Below are 18,622 nucleotides of genomic sequence, written 5' to 3' on the forward strand. Positions count from 1 at the left end.
CGATGAACGTTCGCAAATTCACGGCCCGCACCTCGCGCGAGGCGATGGCCCTCGTCAAGCAGGCCTTCGGGCCCGACGCGGTGGTGCTGTCCAACAGGACGGCGCCGGAAGGCGTCGAGGTGCTGGCCATGGCGCCGGAGGGCATGGGCCAGATCGAGCGCCTGGCCGCCAGCGCGACGGCCGTCGCCGCGCGCCCGGCCGCGCAGCCGCAACCGCAGGCGCGCGCCAGCTTCGCCGAGCGCGCGCAGCGCCAGGAGCCCGGCTTCGGCGCACCCGAGGTGGGTGGCGACGTCGAGCAGCTGGCGATGAGCACGCTGAACTTCCAGGACTACGTGCGCGAGCGCATGCTGCGCCGCCGCCAGGCCGAGCTCGCCGGCCAGCCGGACCCGGCGGTGCCCAGCCTGCCGCTGCGCCCGCCGCCCGCCGCCACGCCGGACCCCGCCCGCGCCCAGCGCGAGCGCCGCGCCGCCGAGGCCATGGCCGCGCTGGCGCCGCGCCGCGCCGCCGCGCCGGCCCCGCCCAGCCGCCGCGCGCCGCCGGTGCTGCGCGACGAGATCCGCATCCCCAGCGCCGCCGACCTCGCCGCGCCCGCGCCGCGCCGCGCCGTGCCGCAGCTGGGCGACATCGCCACCGCCGCCGAGCCGCAGCCGGCGCTGCCGCTGCCCGGCCAGCCCACGCCGGCCCAGCGCAGCCAGATGGACATGGCGGCCGAGCTGCGCCAGATGCGCGGCCTGATCGAGGAGCGCTTCTCGTCGCTGGCCTTCATGGAGAAGCTGCAGCGCCAGCCCGTGCAGGCGCGGCTGACGCAGAAGCTGCTGGAGCTGGGCTTCTCGCCCGCGCTGGTGCGCAAGCTGGCCGAGAGCTGCCCGTCCGACTTCCGCGCCGCCGCCGCCGGCGACCCGGCCGACGAAACCGCCTGGGCCGCGCACGTGCTGTCGCGCAACCTGCAGACCGACGAGGGCGCCCCCGCCCTGGAGGACCGTGGCGGCGTGTTCGCGCTGATCGGCTCCACCGGCGTCGGCAAGACCACCACCACCGCCAAGCTGGCCGCCCACTTCGCCACCAAGTACGGCGCCGGCCAGCTCGGCCTGATCACGCTGGACGCCTACCGCATCGGCGCCCACGAGCAGCTGCGCGCCTACGGCCGCATCCTCGGCGTGCCGGTGCACACCGCGCACGACCGCGCGTCGCTGGACGACCTGCTGGACCTGCTCGCGAACAAGAAGCTCATCCTCATCGACACCGCCGGCATGGCCCAGCGCGACAGCCGCACGCAGGAGCTGCTGGAGATGCTGGCCCACCCGCGCATCCGCAAGCTGCTGGTCGTCAACGCGGCGCAGCAGGGCGAGACCATCGAGGACGTCGTCAACGCCTGGAAAGCCGCGGCCTGCGAGGGCGTGGTGCTCAGCAAGATCGACGAGGCCGTCAAGCTCGCCCCGGCGCTGGACACGCTGATCCGCCACAAGCTCAAGGTGCTGGGCGTGGCCAACGGCCAGCGCGTGCCGGAGGACTGGCACCGCCTGCCCGGCGCCGCGCTGGTGCAGCGCGCGCTGAAGAGCCCCGCCGCCGGCGCCTGGCGCATGGACAGCGCCGACGTCAACCTCATCTTCGCCGGTGCGCCGCTGGCCGACGCCGGGCTGCGGGCCGTCCACTGAGGCGCGGCGCGATGCAAGACCAAGCCCAGGGCCTGCGCCGCCTTTTTTCTGCGTCCAAGACCCGCTTCGTGCCGGTGGTCAGCAACCCGCGCGTGGCCGATGCCGGCGCGCTGCTGGAAGGCCTGTGCGCCGCGTTCAGCGAGCTGGACCTGAAGACCCTGGTGGTGGATGCCGGCGAGCATGCGCCGCCGCCGTCGGAGCTGGCGCGGGTGGACATGGCCGACTGCATCGAGCGCCTGTCGTCCCGGGTGTCCTACCTCGCCGCGCGCGGGCTGGCGCTGCGCCACACCAATGCGCACGGCTCGGCAGCCGCCTTCCTGGACGCCGTGGCCGAGGCCGCGCCCGAGGCCGACGTCATCCTGCTGCACGCGCCCGCGCCCGAGCTGGCCCGCATCGTCGCGCTGCGCGAGGTGCGCCCGCTGCTGCTGGCCGACGCCGACCCGCTGAGCGTGACGGAAGCCTACGCCGGCATGAAATGGCTCACGCAGCGCGCCGGGTTGCTCGTCTACAGTCTGCTGATGGCCTGCCACCCCCAACTGCGCCTGGCCACCCGCATCGCCCAGCAGCTGCACAGCTGCGCCGACGGCTTCCTCGGCGCCGTGCTGCGCGACTGGGCCTGCCTGGACCCGCGCGCCTCCCAGCAAGCGGCGCTCACGCCCGAGCTGCGCCACCTCGCCCGCGAGCTGCTGCTGGCCGCGCCGCCCGGTGCCGCCGTGGGCGCCGCCGGCGGCCATGCGACCCCGCTGCGCCCGGCGCGCGCGCGGCCCTCTCCCTTCGCCGCCGCCCACTGAATCCGATCCCCGCCCGCCGACCATGTACACGCCCAAAGGCCGCCTCGACAACAACACGTTGATCAAGCAGTACAGCCCGCTGGTGCGGCGCCTGGCGCACCAGATGATCGCCAAGCTGCCGGCCAACGTGGAGGTGGACGACCTGATCCAGGTCGGCCTGATCGGCCTGACCGACGCGCTGTCGCGCTTCGACGCCGGGCAGGGCGTGCAGTTCGAGACCTTCGCCACCCAGCGCATCCGCGGCGCGATGCTCGACGAGCTGCGCGGCGGCGACTGGATGAGCCGCGGCACGCGCCGCCAGCAGCGCGAGATCGAGGCGGCGGTCCACAAGGTCGAGCAGCGCCTGGGCCGCGCGCCCAGCGAGGCCGAGATCGCCGCCGAGATGGGCCTGTCGCTGGCCGACTACCAGGACACGCTGTCCAAGGTGCGCGGCACCCAGCTCGTCTACCTGGAGGACATGAGCGGCGACGACGGCGACGCCGACTACCTCGACCGCCACGTCGCCGACGAGGGCGCCAACCCGATGGCGCAGCTGCAGGACCACCGCATGCGCGAGGCGCTGGTGGACGCCATCAAGAACCTGCCCGAGCGCGAACAGTACGTGATGAGCATGTACTACGAGCACGACATGAACCTGAAGGAGATCGCGGCCGTGCTCAAGGTCACGGAGTCGCGCGTGAGCCAGCTGCACAGCCAGTCCATCGCCAGGCTGCGGGTTAAGCTGAGGGAGTGGTGAGAGGCCCCTCGCCCAGGTTTGCCGCGCTGAACGCGGGCAAAGCCTGGTCGATCCCCCGAGGGGATGGCGATGCTCGCGGGGCGTACCCCGCTCGCACATCGCCTGCGGGCCGGCTTGGGAGCGGCCCGGCGCTCGGCCCGCAGCTTCCGCTTCCGGCCCGCGGTATCCACTGAATGTGAGGAAGATCGATGTTCCGATGGCTCACCCCCAGCCGCGCCGCCACGCCCCAGGTCGAGCAGCAGCGTGAAGACAACGCCGCGCTGAACGTCGTCAAGCGCCTCGCGCGCGCCATCTCCACGGTCGGCAAGGACGCCGCCGAGGTGCGCGGCGCGCTCGAGGACACCCAGCGCATCGTGCAGGCGCAGGGCCAGGCCATGCAGGCGCTGGCGCGGCAGCTCGACCAGATCGGCCAGGCCCAGGCGGCCATCGCCGCGGCCACCGCGCAGAGCGCCGCCGCGGTGCAGCGCGCCCGTGGCGCTTTGGGCGGGGTCGGCGGCGAGGTCGGCGGCATGGCGGCCACGCTGGCCCAGGTCAGCGACGCGGCCGCCGAGATCACGCGGATTTCGCTGCAGACCCGGCTCGTCGCCTTCAACGCCGCCGTCGAGGCCAAGCACGCCGGCGAGGCCGGGCGCGGCTTCGCCGTCGTCGCCGAGGCCGTGAAGGCGCTGGCCGGGCAGGTGGAGGCCTCGTCCAAGGCCATCGTCGGCGCCATCGCCAGCCTGCAGCAGCGCATCGACCGCTTCAGCGCCGAGCTGGCCGAGGACGCCGCCCGGCCCAGCCAGATCCACGCCGCCTTCCGCGAGGTGGAGCAGGACGTGCAGCGCATCGCCGCGTCCGCCGCCGAGAGCGGCCAGCAGATGGGCCTGCTCAACGAGCGCGCGCAGGAGCTGGAGCGCGAGGTGTCGCAGGCCTCGCAGGGGCTGAAGGTCGCGTTCGACGGCAGCGACCGCTTCCTGCGCATGGCGGAGGAACTGGTCGAGCAGATCGCCGGGAGCGGCGTGGAGGTCGACGACATGCCCTTCATCCGCGCCGCGCAGCAGGCCGCGGCCGATATCGGCGCGCTGCTGGAGGACGCGCTGCGCGGCGGCCGGATCGGCGAGGCCGACCTGTTCGACGCGCACTACCGGCCCATCGACGGCACCCAGCCGCCGCAGCACACCACGCGTTTCTGCGCGCTCACCGACCAGCTGTTCCCGGCCGTGCAGGAGCAGGTGCTGGGCTTCAGCGACAAGGTGGTGTTCTGCATCGCGGCCGACCGCAACGGCTACATCGCGACGCACAACCGCAAGTACTGCCAGCCGCAGCGCCCGGGCGACCTGGCGTGGAACACCGCCCACAGCCGCTACCGCCGCATCTTCGACGACCGCACCGGCCTGGCCTCGGCGCGCAACGAGCGGCCCTTCCTGCTGCAGACCTACCGGCGCGACATGGGCGGCGGCCGCTTCGTGCTGCTGAAGGAGGCCGCCGCGCCCATCACCGTCAACGGCCGGCACTGGGGCGGGCTGCGGCTGGCGTTCAGTTTCTGAGTTCCCCGGACTGGCGGATTTCCTCGTCCAGCAGCGCCAGCCAGGCCTGCGCCTGCGGGTGCGCCTTGCTGAGCGCCATGAAGGTCGGCTTCACCTCCAGCGGCGGCGCCTGCCAGCGCACCCAGGCGCCGCCCGGCCGCTGGGCCAGCTGGTGCTCGAAGCTCGCCCGCTCCGAGAACACGGCCTCGACGCGGCCGAGCTGCAGCAGCTCCAGGCCGGGCCGGGCGTTGATCAGCGCGTGCAGCCGGTAGCGGCCGCCGGCCATGGCCGGCGGCAGGTAGGAGCCGCGCTGGTAGGCCACGGTTGCACCGTGCGGCAGCGGCGCCTGGCGGTCCGCCCGCACGAACAAGCCCAGCTCCATCTGCGCCACCGGCAGCGAGTACCGGAACTGCGCGTCGCGCTCCTCGTTGCGCCACACCGCCAGCAGCAGGCATTCGCCGCGCCCGGCCATGGCGTAGGCGCGCACCCAGGGCACGTCCAGCTGCCGCACGCCCAGGCCGCCGGCCGCGAAGGCCCGCCGGGCCAGCGCCGTGAGCTGCCCGCCGTCCGGCAGCGCCGGGCTGACGTAAGGCGGGAAGTCGGTCACGCACAGCGGCACCGGCGTCCGCGCGCCGGCGATGCCGGCGGCCAGGGTCAAGGCCAGCGCCGCGCCCCGCTTCATTCGGCGATGCAGGCCCGGTTCTTGCCGGTGTGCTTGGCCTCGTACAGCGCCACGTCGGCGCGGTCCAGCGCGGCTTCCAGCGTCTCGCCGGGGCGGTAGAGCGTGACGCCGGCCGAGAAGGTCACGAACACGTCCTTGCCCTCGTGCTTGAAGAGCGCGGCCGACAGCGCGCGCTGCAGCCGCACCAGCACCGCCTGCGCCTCGTCCAGCGGCGTGTCGGGCAGCATCAGCACGAACTCCTCGCCGCCGTAGCGCGCCACCAGGTCGCCGGGGCGCAGCGAGGCCTGCGCGCGCTCGGCCAGCGACTTCAGCGCGATGTCGCCGGCCTGGTGGCCCAGGCTGTCGTTGAGCTTCTTGAAGTTGTCGATGTCCAGCAGCGCCAGCGCGATGCGCGTGGTGTCGCGCCCGGTGCGCGCCTGCTCGACGCCGAAGGCCTGGATGAGGCCGCGGCGGTTGGCCACCTGCGTGAGCTGGTCGGTGTGGACCTCGTTGGAGAGGCGGCGCAGCTCGCCCTCCAGCTCGTCGACGCGCTGCGTCAGCGCCGTGGCGCGGTCGTGCTCCAGCGTCAGGCGCGCCTGCGTCTGCGTCACCAGGCCCTGCACGCTGCGGCTTTCCTCGACCATCTCGCGCACGGTGCCGGCCAGGGTTTCCAGCGAATCGGCCTGCTCGATGGCGTCGGCGTAGCGGCCGACGTTGTTCTGGAAGCGGTCGGTGTGCTGGCCCAGCTCGCCCAGCTCGGCCAGCATGCGCTGGATCAGGCCCTTCAGCGAGTCGCGCGCGCGGGAGCGTTCGTCGCGCAGCGCGCGCTGGCGCGCGCGGGTGCCGGCCAGCAGCTCGGAGGCGGTGCGCACGCCGCGGCCGGACAGGCCCTGCGCCAGCGTCTGCTGCATCGCCTCGGCCTGGCCGTGCGCCCAGGAGTCGTCCTCGGCCAGGTCCACCAGGCTGCCGCTGAGCTCGCGGCACAGGCCGCCGAGTTCGTCGAACAGGTGGCGGCGGTGGTCCAGCAGGTGGCGGGCGCGCTGGCACAGCGCGGCCATCTGCGTGGCGCGCTGCGGGCTGGCGCCCTGGGCCTGCAGTTCGGCCTGGGCGGCGTCCAGCTCGCGGATCAGCGCGTCGGCCGGCGTGGCCTCGGACTGCGGCGAGCGCAGCGCATGGCGCACGGTGGCGTTGAGTTCGCCGCTGAGCGCGTGCCAGGGCGCGAGGTCGGGCACCAGCTCCGGCACGGGGCCGGGCGCCGGCGCGGCATCGGGCGGCGCGGCGCGGCCCAGGTCGGCGAACTGGCTGCCCTCGCGGAAGCCGGTGTCGGCGAAGGCGCTGTCGGTGAACAGCTGGCTGGGCGTGCCGCCGTCCTCGCCGGTTTCGACCTCGCTGCCTTCGACGTCCTTGTCCCAGCTGGCGATGAGCTGGCCCAGGCGCTTGACCAGCTTGGCGCTGTCGTTGCGGCCGAGTTCGAGCGCGCGCTGGATGCCGTCCTTGCGGCGCGCCAGCGTCCAGTGCCGGCCGCCGCGCTCCAGGCCGCGCACCAGGCGCTCGACGACCTGCGCCAGCGCCTCGGCCTGCGCGCCCGGGCCGGCCGTGTCCAGCAGCCGGTCGGCCTGGCGCAGCAGCTCGTCCCAGCGCTGTTCGCGCAGCGCGGCCTGCAGGTCCTGCCGCGCGGCGCCGGACGGCAGCGCCAGGCTGATCAGGCGCGCCACGACCTGCTGCACCCGCTCCGGCACCGCCGCGCCCGCGGCCGCCGCCGGTTCGCCGCCGGCCTCGATCGCATAGGCGCGCGCGTAGTTCTCGGGCGTGGGCTCCAGGCGGGCCTGCGCCAGGCGCTGCAGCGCGGCCTTGGCCAGCTGGGCGGGCGGGAGCGTCGTGCGCATGGTCAGCCGTTTCCGCAGGCGGCCCGCTCGGCGCCGTCGGCCGGCGTGATCCACGGCGCCTTGCGCGGCAGCACGGTCTGGGCGAGCCAGCACTCCAGCTCGTCGGGCGGCAGCGCCTTGCTGAACAAAAAGCCCTGCATCAGCGAGCAGCCCAGGCGGTGCAGCACCTCCATCTGGCGCAGTGTCTCCACGCCCTCGGCGATGACGCGCAGGCCCAGCGCGCGCGCCAGCGCGATGATGGCGGTGACCACGGCCGAGCTCTGCGGCGTGATGCCCAGGTCGCGCACGAAGGTGCGGTCCACCTTGACCTCGGAGATCGGCAGCGTCGTCAGGTAGGCCAGCGACGAGTAGCCGGTGCCGAAGTCGTCGATGGAGATCTCGACGCCCACCTCGTTGAGCCGGTGCAGCGCCGGGATGACGTTCTGCAGGTCCTTCATCAGGTTGTTCTCGGTGATCTCGAGCTGGATCGAGCGGTGGGGCACGCCGTAGGCGCTGACGCACTGGTGGATGTGCTCGACCAGGTCGGTGCGCTCGAACAGCCGGCTGGGCAGGTTCACCGCGATGGCGTCGGCGAAGCCGAACTGCAGCTGCCACAGCTTGGCCTGGCGGGCCGCCTCCTTCAGCGCCCATTCGGACAGCGGCACGATCAGGCCGGTCTCCTCGGCCAGCGGGATGAAGTCGGCCGGTGGCACCAGCACGTTGCCGCGCTGCCAGCGCATCAGCGCCTCGGCGCCCACCATGCGGGCGGCGCGCACGTCGATCTTGGGCTGGTAGTGCAGCACGATCTCGTTGCGCTCCAGCGCCTTGTGCAGCGCGCTCTCCAGCTCCAGCTTCTGCTTGCCGTGGCCGGCCAGCATCGGCGAGTACACGGCCGAGGCGTTGCGGCCCTGGCTCTTGACGGCGTACATCGCCACGTCGGAATTGCGCAGCAGGTCGGCCATGGTCTGGCCGTCGCGCGGGTACAGCGCGATGCCGACGCTGGCCGTGACGAAGCATTCCTGCCCGCCGACGAAGATGGGATCGCGCAGCGCGTCCAGCACGCGCTGCGCGACGCGCTCGGCGTCGCGCTCGCCGGCCACCTCAGGCAGCAGCGCGACGAACTCGTCGCCGCCCAGCCGCCCCACGGCCTCCAGGCCGCGGTGGCTGCGGCCGCCCAGGCCCTCGAGCACGCCCTCCATCACCTGGTCGGAATGCCGCACGCAGCTGCGCAGGCGCCGGCCGACCTCGATCAGCAGCTCGTCGCCGGCCGCGTGGCCCAGCGTGTCGTTGATGACCTTGAAGCGGTCCAGGTCGATCAGCAGCAGCCCCACCTCGTGGCCGCCGCGGCGCGCGCTCTCGATCGCGCGCTCCACGCGCCAGATCAGCTGGCGGCGGTTCGGCAGGCCGGTCAGCGCGTCGAAATGGGCCAGCTGGCGGATGCGGTCCTCGGCCTGGCGGCGGTCGGTCACGTCCTGCAGGATGCCGGTGTAGCCGCTGGTGCCGCCGTGCTCGTTGAACTCGGGCTCGGCCTCGATGTGGACCACGCGCTGGCGGCCGTCGGGCAGCGTCAGCGGCAGGTCGGTGATGAGGACGGAGGTGTGGGCGACCACGTCGCACAGCAGGCGCAGGAAGGCGTGGCGCTCCTCGCCGGGCACCATGCGCAGCACGCCGAGGAAGTCGAGCCGGTCCTGCGGGCCGCGGCCGAACACGCGCAGGCCCTCGGCGGAGATCGAGAAGCTGCCGGCCACGCCGCGCCGCCACTCGAAGCTGCCCATGCGGGCCAGGTCCTGCGCGCGCGCCAGCTTGGCCTTGCTGCGCTCCAGCTCCAGCCGCGTGCGCGAACTGCGCAGCAGGTAGCGCAGCCGCCCGGCCAGCAGGCTCCATTGCGGCGACTTGACGAAGAAGTCCGTCGCGCCGGCCTGGTAGGCGCGGTTGATGGAGGCCTCGTCGTCCAGCCCGGTGAGCATCAGCACCGGCAGCGACTCGAACCCCGGCGCCGAGCGCAGCAGCGAGCAGGTCTCGAAGCCGTCCAGCTCCGGCATCAGCGCGTCCAGTACCACCACGTCGGGCGCGCGCACCGCGAGCTGGGCCAGCGCGTCGCTGCCGCTCGGGGACTCGGTGACGTCGAAGCCGCGCTCGCGCAGCGCCACCGCGGTCAGCAGCAGGTTGACCTCGTCGTCGTCGACCAGCAGCACGCGCGGGCGCGCGGGCAGGTCGTCCAGGTCGTGGCCGGCGGGCTGCATGGGCGCGGTCACAGCAGCGCGGCCAGCGCCACGCGCACTTGCTCGATGTCCTGGAGCATGGCGTCCAGCTGCGCGTCCAGGCCCTCGGTGCGGCCCTCGCGGGCCATGGTCTCGATGGTGTTGCAGCGCGCCGCCAGCACCGCGCCGCCGACGCTCGCGGACGAGGACTTCAGCGTGTGGCTGACGTGGCGGATGACGGTCAGGTCCGGCGCGCCGGGCTGGCGGGCGCGCGCCAGGTCGGGCAGCAGCCGGTCCAGCGAGTGGGAAAAGGCCGCGACGACGCGCGCCATCAGCTGGTTGCGGCCGTCCGGGTCGAGTTCACGAAGGCGGCGGATCGCCTCGGGATCCAGGTGGGCGGCGGCGGAAGGGGCGGTCATGGTGGCGGGGCGGGGCGTGCTGCCGCAAATGTACCGGCTGGGTCGGAGGGCAAACGCGGAGGAACGCACACATTCCGGCCCCGGTGCCCGATCCACGGGGGGCGCGGCGCCGGCCCGGCCGTGCGGGGGGCGCTGCCTACAATGCCGCGCATGAACAGCCTCAGCGACGACAGCGCGTCCTCGCGCCGCCGCCGGTGGCGGCTGCCGGCGGCGGGCCTGGCCGGCGTGGCGCTGCTGGCGCTGGCGGCCCTCGCGTGGGCCTGGGGCGCCGGGCCGGCGCCCGCGCTGCTGGTGCTGACGGCCTGGCTGACCGCGTTGGCGGTGCTTGCCGCCGCCGCGCTGGGCTGGCAAGCGGGCGTGCGGCTGACCCGCCAGCGCCTGGCCGGGCCGCTGCTCGAGGCCCGCCAGCAGTTGCTGCTGCAGGCGCAGCTGCAGCGCGACTGGCAGTGGGCCACCGATGCGGCGCACCGCGTGGTGCACTGGCAGGCGCCGTCCGGCGCGCCCGCCGCGCCCGCGCCCTGGGAGCGCCTGGACGCCGAGGGCGAACTGGGCCAGCGCCTGGCGGCCCGCCAGCCGTTCGCCGACCTGCCGCTGGCCGTGCCCGGCAGCGACGCGCGCTGGCGGCTGCGCGGCCTGCCCCGGCTGGACGCGCACGGGGACTTCGCCGGCTACCTGGGCACCGCGCACCGCGACGATGGCGCCGCGGCCGCCGGCCCGGCCCCGGCGCCGCCCGACCTGGCCGCTGAGCACGAGTCCTTCAGCTACACCGTGTCGCACGACCTGCGTGCGCCGCTGCGCGTCGTCGAGGGCTTCGCGCGCATCCTGAAGGAAGACTACGGCGCCCGGCTGGACCGGGTCGGCAACGACCACCTGGACCGCGTGATGAGCGCCGCGGCGCGCATGAACAGCATGATCGACGCGCTGCTGTCGCTGAGCCAGCTGTCGACGCGGCCGCTGGCCAGCCAGCCGGTGGACCTGTCGCAGCTGGCCGGCTTCGTGATGGAGGAGCTGCGCCGCGGCGCGCCGCAGCGCGAGCTGGCGCTGCACCTGGAGTCCGGGCTGACGGTGCGCGGCGACCCGACGCTGCTGCGCATGGTGCTGGAGAACCTGCTGGGCAATGCGTGGAAATACAGCGCCAAGGTGGCCCGCGCGGAGATCCGCTTCGGCACCGTCGAGCAGGGCGGGCGCCGGGTGTTCGTCGTGTCGGACAACGGCGCCGGCTTCGACATGCGCTTCGCCGAGCGCCTGTTCGGCGTGTTCCAGCGCCTGCACAGCGCCAGCGACTTCCAGGGCACCGGCGTCGGCCTGGCGCTGGTGCGGCGCATCGTGCGCCGGCACGGCGGCGAGATCTGGGCCGACGCGGCGGTGGGCGAGGGCGCGCGGTTCTACTTCACGCTGGGCTGAACCGCGCGGAATTTTCGGCGGATGGCGGAGTGCAGGTTTGCTTGTGAGTTTTCCTTGGTCATTGCTTTAGGGAATACCCATCCTGGCAAGGTTGCCAGTAGGCAATGGGAAGGGAAGGGCTTCAAATGCAGCCGCTCAGGGAGGACAAAAACCATGCAAACGGTGACGACTGCGTCTGTGCGATGCGGCCTGATGGCCGGTGCAAACCTGAGAACGACGGGTCGAAGGGCGCCAGGCGCTGTCGATGCTGCTGATTGCAATGGGTGCGGAGGGCGTGCAGGGGCAGTCGGCGTTGATGCCCGACCAGGATTGCGCCAAGTTCGTCGAGCGCTCCCGTGCGGTCACGCCGATGACGGAATGCGGCGAGCAGGTGCATCCGCGAGATGGCAGTCTGGTCGTGCGGTACACCGGCATCGAATGCGCTGGCATGGCGGTATCACTGCCGTCGCTTGTCGTTCGGTGATGGCCTCCAGGCAGCCCCGCGTGCCGTAGGTCCCGTCGGCATACATGCCCGCGATGGGTTCAGGCTCTCTACCATGCCCAGGCGCTAGAGGCATCCCATTACACACATCTCATAGCGCCATCCGAGCGAAGCGCAAGCCTTGAACGAATACGGTGATGTCGCGCAAGCCCAGCCACAGCGTCTTGGCACCGGGCTGGCCGTCGCCCTTGCGCCCGAGGAAGCCGCCGAGTTGGGCGATCAGGCGCACCACGGTGTTCAGTGGCGGGGCACTCTTGGGTGGCTTCTTCTTGTTCAGCACGAAGGCCGCCTGCCATTCTTCGACCTCGAACAGCAGATCGGCCGGCAGCTCTGGCAAGCTGCGGCCCAGCCGCATCAGCCGGTTGATGCGCCAGGCCACGACCATGTACAACGCCAGCGCCACCTCAATGCGATCGACATGGCTCAACTGCAGCGCCTCCACGCGGCAGCCTTCCTTCAGGATCAGGAAGAACAGCTCGATCTCCCAGCGTGCGCGGTACCAGTCGATCAGTTCGACCGCCTGCTCCAGCGTGTGCGCCGGCCGATTGCTCAGCAGCCGCCAGACCACGGGCTTGACGCCGGCCGGCGGGTCGATCTCCTGCGCCAGCAGGCAGGTCACGTGCAAGGTGCCTACTTTGCCATCGGACAGTTCGACGACCTGCGCCCGCAGGCTCTGCGTGACCGGCCGGGCTACTGTGCCGCGTCCGCCCGGCAACTCGAAGGCCACTTTGCCCAGCACCGGCGCTTGCGCCACTTGCTCCCACAGCTTGCCATCGTTGGGCAGGACCCGGTTGTGCCGGCAGCGAATCAGGTAGTCGGCCGCATGCTGCAGTTCCTGGGCCCGGCGCAGCAGGGCAAGGATGTCGGCCTCCCGGTCGGCCACGTACACCTGGCGCACCTGCGGCAGCGCCAACGCCCGTTCGGCCACGCGTTCGTAGCCTTCGATCCAGCGCGTGCTCTCCACGATCCCGCCACGTTTGCCGTCTTTGCCTTTCGCCTCGCGCGCCCACATCCACGCATCGAGCACGCCCAGCGGCTCGCGCGTCGGGCTCACCGCGTAGGTCGGGTGCAGGTACATCCCGCGCTGCGCTTCATAGCTCAACGGGCCCAGCCCCGCTGTGGCGCGGCCGTTGAAGTCCAGTTCCGTGGTGTCCTGGATGTTCAGCACCACGGGATGCGCGCGCATGCGCTCTTCGCTGCACGTCCAGTGCGGTTTGAGCAGCGCCTGCCAGTCAGTCTTGGCGTTGGACAGAAACCGGTAGGCCCCTTGCGTCTCGGCCCAGCCGCTGCAAGCGTTCGGAATGCTCTCCGTGGGCTTGCCGGCCAGGCGCTCGGCCAGCAGCACAGCTCGTGCGTCCAATCTCCCATCGCCCAGATCCAGCGTCCTGAATTCCTCTGCAGCCCAGCCCACTCGTCTCCCACAATCTCAATCAATTCAATAGGTTGCGGAATCTACTTCAACTTGTGTGTAATGGGATGCGCTAGAGGCCAGTTCCCGTTTGCAGGAGGCATGATCACGCATCGACAAATACGTGGCGTCACGCCAATAAGCGGGGGGGGGGACCATGATGCATCGCCGGATGTGCCAGATGGGCACGCGCATTGCTGAGCTTGCTGGTTGGGTTGCAGCCGTCGCCGTCCACATGAGCGTTGGGCGAGCCAATGCGCGTTCGAAGCGGGGGGAGGTGAAGCGAGACGACGGACTCGCCGCCCGCCTGCTCGCGGTGGCCTGCATGCTGCTGCCGCTACGGGTGATTGGCGCCATCGACATGCAGTACCTGCAAGGCCAGATGCCCATGGCGCAAAAGGCCATCACGCCCTACGGTGATGACCTGATGGGTGACAAGGTCAATCTCTTCGATGGCTCGCTGTATTTCGAGCAAACCGACTTGGCACTCAAAGGCAACAATGAATTGCCGGTTGCGCTGATCCGGGGCGTGAGCCCTGGCAAGCACACCAGTGCGGGTGGATACAACTACCCGCTTGGGGACTGGACTTGGAAGGTGCCGCGCATTGGCGGCACCTTCGCCAAGGCCCGTGGTTGGCGAGGCGCGGGCAACACGCTGGCGCGTTGCTCGAATTTCTGGATGCCTGAGAACGAGTACCTGGCCGGCCTTGGCGCCAACATCGAGGTTTTTAACTACACCTTCTGGCAAGGCACCCACATCGAAGTCCCTGGCGAGGGCACTCAGGAGGTGTTGCGGAGGGATCCCGCCTACGCCAGCGCGCCGTCCAGCGGCGGACCTTATCCGCTCGTCACCAAAGGCCAGTGGCAGATCGGTTGCCTGAGCACCGTCCAGAACAGCACCGGTGAGGGCTTCTATGCCATCTCTCCTGCCGGGGTTCGTTATGACTTCGACTGGTATGCCGTGCGTGACGCAGACACCATGAAGGCGGGCCGCGCCACCCTCTTGCGGCAAGACGTCTATCTTTATGCCAGCAAGGTCACGGACCGGTTTGGCAACTGGGTCCGGTACACCTATGACCCCAGCGATCCCAAGTTGCTGCGGCGGATCGAATCCAGTGATGGACGGGTCGTCACCGTCACCAATTCCGGCGGCCGCGCCGTGTTGGCAAGCGATGGCACTCGCTCGATCACCTACAGCTACTCCGGCCCCACCCTCACGTCCGTGGGACTGCCCGATGGCAGATCGTGGACGCTGAACATCTCGTCGCTGTATCCGCCCGACATCTCTGTCAGTCGAGAGGTCGACAGCTGTGATGACGGCACCACGCCGCCTCTTGGCCCCCAATCGTTTTCTGGCTCCATCATCCATCCCAGTGGGGCGGTGGGCACGTTCAGTACCAGCTATGTGGCCCTGTTCAAGAATGCCGTCGGCTCGACCTGCCAGATCGTCAGCGGCATCGGACGCTACGACTATCTGCCAGCCTCCGTGAACCTGGCCTTGAGCACCAAGACCATCACGGGCCCCGGGCTTGCAAGCCTGCAGTGGAGCTTCACCTATTCGGACCCGTGGAATGGCGGCACGTGTGGAGGCAAGAGCAGCTATCGCCTGAGCACGGTGACCCACCCCGGCGGCGTCGTGAATCGCAAGTGCTTTGGCAACACTTGGCATGTGGATGAAGGGCTGCTGCTGGAAGAGCAGTTCGGGTGGAATGGCGTGGTACCGTTGAAGCGCGTCACGCGCTCCTACCGCTTGGCACCCGGCCAGGCATTCCCGACGCAATTCGGCATCGGCTTCACGGCCGACCGCGGTGATTGGTTTTCCGCATTGCTGGCGCCGGTGGACAGCGTCACTACCGTCCAGCAAGGCGTTAGCTTCACTTACACCGTCAATCAGTTCGACGCCGCCGCCCGTCCCATCATCGCGACGCGCAGCGGCCCCACTGGCAGCCGCACCGAAGCCACCGATTACCACGACCAGCCGACCCTGTGGGTGCTGGGCCAAGTGCAAAGCGTGAGCGCTGACGGCTGGGTCATGCAATCCAACGGCTTCAACGCCCTGGCCCAGAGGACCAGCCACAGCGAGTTCGGCGTCCTGAAATCCCTGCGCAGCTACCACGCCGACGGCACGGTCGCCAGCGAATCCGACGGCGCCGGGCACACGGTGTATCTGGGCAACTGGATGCGGGGCATCCCGCAGACCGTGAGCTACCCCACCGGCGCATCAGAGAGCGCAGCCGTCAACAACCTGGGCCTCATCACCAGCTTCACCGACGCGGCAGGTTTCACCACCGGCTACGGCTACGACGCCATGGGGCGGCTGGCCAGCATCACGCCGCCGACGGGCTTCACGGGCAGCAGCCTGGTCTTCGAGCCCGTGGGGGCCAGCGAATACGGCCTGCCCGCCGGCCACTGGCGCCAGACCGTCACCCAGGGTGCCGCGAAAACCGTCACCTACTACGACGCCCTGTGGCGCGCGGTGATGACCCGCACCTACGACGCGGGCAACGAAGCCAACACCCGCAAAGTCACCGTCAGGCAATACGACCCCGACGGCCGCCCCACCTTCGTCAGCTACCCCCAGCGCGACATCGCCAGCGTGACCGCGACCTCGCCCGGCACGCGCACGAGCTACGACGCACTGGGCCGGGCCACGCAAGTGCAGGCCGACAGCGAACTGGGCGTGCTGACGACCACGACGAACTACCTGACAGGCTTCCAGACCCAGACCACCAACCCGCGCGGCAAGGTCACCACCCAAGGCTTCTGGGCGCTGGACGATCCGTCCCAGGCCCAGTTGGCCAGCATCGCCGCCCCGGCCGGCGTGGCCGTGGCCATCAGCCGGGACGGCTTCGGCAAGCCCACGGCCATCACGCGCAGCGGCAGCCATGGCGGCTACAGCAGCAGCGTGACGCGGCGCTACGTGTACGACGCGGGCCAGCTGCTGTGCAAGACGATAGAGCCGGAAGTGGGCGCGACGGTGCAGGCCTACGACGCAGCCGGCAACGTGGCCTGGAAGGCCCCCGGGCAGAACCTGCCCGATACGGGCGCCTGCGACGACGCCAGCGTGGCCGAAACGGCCAAGATCAGCTACGGCTACGACCCCCTCAACCGGCTCACCAGCGTGAGCTACGGCGACGCCAGCCCCGGCGTCACGCGCAGCTACACCCCGGACGGACTGCTGGAGAGCGTCGCCAGCGCCGGCAGCGCCTGGAGCTACGGCTACAACGCGCTGCGCAAGCCCGCCACCGAGACGCTGGCCTACGCCGGCCAGAACTACAACATCAGCTGGGGCTACAACGCCGCAGGCCACCTCAGCACGCTGACCTACCCGAACGGCAGCACGGTGAGCTACAGCCCCAACGCGCTCGGCGAAGCGCAAAGCGTGAGCGGATACGCCAGCGCCGTCAGCCACCATCCCAACGGCGCGGTGGCTGGCTACCAACTCGCCAACGGCATCGCGCACAGCCTGACGCAGAACACGCGCGGGCTGCCGCTGGTGAACAAAGACGCAGGCGTCCTCCAGGACCAATACAGCTACGACGCCAACGGCAACGTCACGGGGATCACGGACCAGCAGGAAGGGGTCTTCAGCCGCACGATGGGCTACGACGAACTGGACCGGCTGGCCAGCGCCAACGCGCCCAACGTGTGGGGCAATGCCACCTATGCCTATGACGCCGTGGACAACCTGCGCGCCGCCACGGTCGGGGCACGGGCCAGCAGTTTCAACTTCAACACGAACAACCAGCTCGCCAGCGTCACCACCAACGGCGCGACGGCCAGCTACGGCTACGACGCGCGCGGCAACCTGACGGCCAAGGGCGCCCAGAGCTTTGGCTTCGACATCGGCAACCGCCTGAACTGGAGCAGCCTGGGCGGCAGCTACGCCTACGACGGGCACGGCCGGCGGTTCAAGGTCGCCAGCAGCGACGGCTCCACGCGCGTGCAGGTGTACAGCCAGGCGGGGCAGCTGCTGTGGGCCACCAGCACAGGCGGGCCGCGCCCGAGCAGCACCACGGCCTACATCTACCTGGCGGGCAAGCAGATCGCCGAGGTGAACAGCGCCAGCGGTACGCAGTACGTGCACACGGACGCGCTGGGCAGCCCGGTGGCGCACAGCAACGCATCGGGCACGGTGATCAACCGCAGCCGCTTCGAGCCCTACGGCTATGTGGCCGCCGGGACCAAACCCAGTGCCAACACAAGCGTCATCGGCTTCACCGGCCACGTGCAGGACGCCGAGACGGACCTCGTGTACATGCAGCAGCGGTACTTCGATCCGTTGCCTGGTCGCTTCCTCAGCGTCGATCCGATCGTCACGGATCGGCAGTCGGGCAGCAGCTTCAACCGCTACGTGTACGGGGCGAACAACCCGTACAAGTTCAAAGACCCCGACGGCCGGGCCATCGAAACTGCCTGGGATGTTGCCAGCCTCGCGCTGAGCATTGGGCAGTTCGTCGAAAGCCCCAGCATCGGCAACGCCATCGGTGTGGTCGTGGATGCGGCGGCTGTAGCGATACCCGGTGTTCCTGGTGGCGTCGGGGCTGTCCGGGCAGCCGCATCGACTGCCAACAAGGCTGCCGATGCGGCAAAGGGTTTTGCCTCTGAAGCCAAGCTGCTTGGCCACTTTGAAAAGCATGGGGCCGAGTTTGGAGCCCGTAGTGCAGATGACTACTTGCAAGTAGGTCGAGACATCATGCAGAACGGGACCAAGGTTAACTATCTGTACAAGGGTGAGACGCGAACTGGATACGCTCAGTTCATGGGGAACACGAGCAGAGGTGATGCCAAGTTCGGTTTTGTTGGGACGAATGCTGACGGTGCCATTACAACCATTCATACCCAAAGCGGAAAGAGCTTCTGGAAGATGCTGAATGGTGATCCTTCGATCAGAACCATCACACCTGCACCATGATTTACCAAGCACAAGTTATCAAGCTGAATGACGACATTGAAGAGGAGGTGGCTCTCCAGATCAATGGCGTTAGGCTGAACTGCTTTGCAAGCGTTTGCCCTTATCCCATCGAGGAAGGCAAGAGCTATTCCGTGCAACTGGAGCTGGTCATGCTGGATGACTATGAGGTAATGGAGTCACCTGATGATGCAGCCCCAGCCTTTGTTGAAACAGGAAAGGGCTTTGCCTACCTGGTTCAAGGAAAGCTCAATGGCAGGTATTTTGAGGCAGGCGGCCTGGTCTTTGAAGACGAAGTGCTTCAAACGGAATTTGGGTACCTTGATGGAAAGATGGTCACGGTGAAAGCCGACCGTATAGACGTTGAGTTCTTGCCGCAATAATCTTGCTGCTGAGAAAACAAAGGGCCGCTGAAAGCGGCCCTTTGTTCGTCTGGGGTTTACTCAAGCCTCTGACTTGCGAGCGGCGCTCATGCGCTGCTTGAGCTTCTCGCCCTCGATGAAGGAATCGAGTAGCTGCGTGATCTGACGCTTGGCTTTGGGGCCCAGCTTCTCGATCTCCAGCAGCCGCCGCTCCAGGCGGTT

At 70.0% G+C, this 18,622-nt stretch carries 13 protein-coding genes; 8 read left to right on the forward strand and 5 right to left on the reverse strand.

Annotation, left to right across the window (positions count from 1 at the left end; genetic code table 11):
* Window positions 1-2: 2 nt before the first annotated feature.
* From flhF to QM788_RS11370, 4 genes are all read left to right on the forward strand, one after another.
* The gene (gene flhF / locus QM788_RS11355; protein WP_415661595.1) at window positions 3-1,655 is read left to right on the forward strand and encodes a flagellar biosynthesis protein FlhF; all 1,653 of its coding nucleotides are present in this window, start codon (window positions 3-5) and stop codon (window positions 1,653-1,655) included.
* 11 nt (window positions 1,656-1,666) lie between these two features.
* Window positions 1,667-2,446, forward strand: a complete 780-nt coding sequence (locus QM788_RS11360) for a MinD/ParA family ATP-binding protein (RefSeq protein ID WP_415661596.1) — start codon at window positions 1,667-1,669, stop codon at window positions 2,444-2,446.
* A 22-nt stretch (window positions 2,447-2,468) separates the two neighbouring features.
* Entirely contained in the window at window positions 2,469-3,182 is a 714-nt protein-coding gene (locus QM788_RS11365) for an RNA polymerase sigma factor FliA (protein WP_415661597.1), read from the forward strand.
* A 188-nt stretch (window positions 3,183-3,370) separates the two neighbouring features.
* Complete coding sequence (locus tag QM788_RS11370) at window positions 3,371-4,708, forward strand: methyl-accepting chemotaxis protein (RefSeq protein ID WP_415661598.1); 1,338 nt, start codon at window positions 3,371-3,373, stop codon at window positions 4,706-4,708.
* Here QM788_RS11370 and QM788_RS11375 read toward each other — a convergent pair.
* Genes QM788_RS11375 through QM788_RS11390 form a run of 4 tightly spaced genes read right to left on the reverse strand, consistent with a single transcriptional unit; the run spans window position 4,698 to window position 9,833 of the window.
* Window positions 4,698-5,369, reverse strand: coding sequence for a substrate-binding periplasmic protein (locus QM788_RS11375; protein WP_415661599.1), 672 nt, complete (start codon window positions 5,367-5,369; stop codon window positions 4,698-4,700). The genes QM788_RS11370 and QM788_RS11375 overlap by 11 nt on opposite strands.
* A complete protein-coding gene (locus QM788_RS11380) occupies window positions 5,366-7,234 on the reverse strand; it encodes a diguanylate cyclase domain-containing protein (protein WP_415661600.1) in 1,869 nt (622 codons plus the stop codon). The genes QM788_RS11375 and QM788_RS11380 overlap by 4 nt, the downstream gene beginning before the upstream one ends.
* 2 nt (window positions 7,235-7,236) lie before the next feature.
* A complete protein-coding gene (locus QM788_RS11385; protein ID WP_415661601.1) occupies window positions 7,237-9,456 on the reverse strand; it encodes a putative bifunctional diguanylate cyclase/phosphodiesterase in 2,220 nt (739 codons plus the stop codon).
* Window positions 9,457-9,464: 8 nt separating this feature from the next.
* Complete coding sequence (locus tag QM788_RS11390; protein WP_415661602.1) at window positions 9,465-9,833, reverse strand: Hpt domain-containing protein; 369 nt, start codon at window positions 9,831-9,833, stop codon at window positions 9,465-9,467.
* Window positions 9,834-9,983: 150 nt separating this feature from the next.
* Here QM788_RS11390 and QM788_RS11395 point away from each other — a divergent pair, with 150 nt between their 5' ends.
* Both QM788_RS11395 and QM788_RS11400 read left to right on the forward strand, forming a co-directional pair.
* The gene (locus QM788_RS11395; RefSeq protein ID WP_415661603.1) at window positions 9,984-11,237 is read left to right on the forward strand and encodes a sensor histidine kinase; all 1,254 of its coding nucleotides are present in this window, start codon (window positions 9,984-9,986) and stop codon (window positions 11,235-11,237) included.
* Window positions 11,238-11,481: 244 nt separating this feature from the next.
* A complete protein-coding gene (locus QM788_RS11400) occupies window positions 11,482-11,700 on the forward strand; it encodes a hypothetical protein (RefSeq protein WP_415661604.1) in 219 nt (72 codons plus the stop codon).
* 109 nt (window positions 11,701-11,809) lie between these two features.
* Here the strand turns inward: QM788_RS11400 and QM788_RS11405 are convergent, their stop codons facing one another.
* Window positions 11,810-13,129, reverse strand: coding sequence for an IS4 family transposase (locus tag QM788_RS11405; protein WP_415661605.1), 1,320 nt, complete (start codon window positions 13,127-13,129; stop codon window positions 11,810-11,812).
* A gap of 178 nt (window positions 13,130-13,307) precedes the next feature.
* Here QM788_RS11405 and QM788_RS11410 point away from each other — a divergent pair, with 178 nt between their 5' ends.
* Window positions 13,308-18,041: an RHS repeat domain-containing protein gene (locus QM788_RS11410; protein WP_415661606.1), complete on the forward strand. Its 4,734-nt coding sequence runs from the start codon at window positions 13,308-13,310 to the stop codon at window positions 18,039-18,041.
* Entirely contained in the window at window positions 18,038-18,421 is a 384-nt protein-coding gene (locus QM788_RS11415) for a hypothetical protein (protein WP_415661607.1), read from the forward strand. The genes QM788_RS11410 and QM788_RS11415 overlap by 4 nt, the downstream gene beginning before the upstream one ends.
* Window positions 18,422-18,622: the final 201 nt, after the last annotated feature.

The organism is Roseateles sp. (genome assembly GCF_047654785.1).
Taxonomy (GTDB): Bacteria; Pseudomonadota; Gammaproteobacteria; order Burkholderiales; family Burkholderiaceae_C; genus Pelomonas.